This is a genomic window from Kordia jejudonensis, from assembly GCF_001005315.1.
In the GTDB taxonomy this organism is placed as follows: Bacteria; Bacteroidota; Bacteroidia; order Flavobacteriales; family Flavobacteriaceae; genus Kordia; species Kordia jejudonensis.
The window spans coordinates 1-605 of sequence record NZ_LBMG01000177.1; the positions used below are offsets into that span (position 1 = coordinate 1).

1 protein-coding gene is annotated in these 605 nt (G+C 35.7%); it reads right to left on the reverse strand.

Features of this window, described 5'->3' with window-relative positions:
- A partial coding sequence (locus AA089_RS25345) for a hypothetical protein (RefSeq protein WP_046759413.1) occupies positions 1-605 on the reverse strand: 605 nt, incomplete at both ends.

A 605-nucleotide genomic window follows, 5' to 3' on the forward strand; every position in this document is an offset into this window, starting at 1 on the left:
AAACAGAGTACCCATTACCAATTTCTTTTTTCGTAATCTTTTCATACCCTATGAAACTTCCATCGGTAAGCTCTAAGCTATTTTTTGTTTTGTCGTAATAGGTAAAGTAGCGTTTCCAATCATTCTCAATTGCTGTCATTGAGAAATTATGAGGGGAAAAGTTGGTATTAGGTGCATCAGTTGTCTTGTTTAAAGAAGCAAACGTTGGCATTTTATTGATATATCCAGTGCTTTTACCATTACTTGTATACTCATAAAAGATATCTCTTGTTCCACCACGACCGTCATGAAGTGTTTGTTGTTTTATTCTCGCGCCACCAGCAATGTATTCTGCTCCTTGTAGATTAAATGTATGATTCTCATATTTAAAATGAGCGCTTCCACCAGTCGGATATTTGACTGTTTTTAAGGTAGCTGTTAGGGAATATGCATTTGATTCTAGCAAATATTGCCCGTGAATGATTCTGTAATTACTACCGTTGGTTCTTTTAAAGGGAAGAATTGAGTTCCCACCTTGATTTTTGTAAAAGTGAAGGATTGCATTTGGCGGAATTTCGGCATCATCATTAGAAGACCACTCAAAACCATTGTTGTTATAATAACCT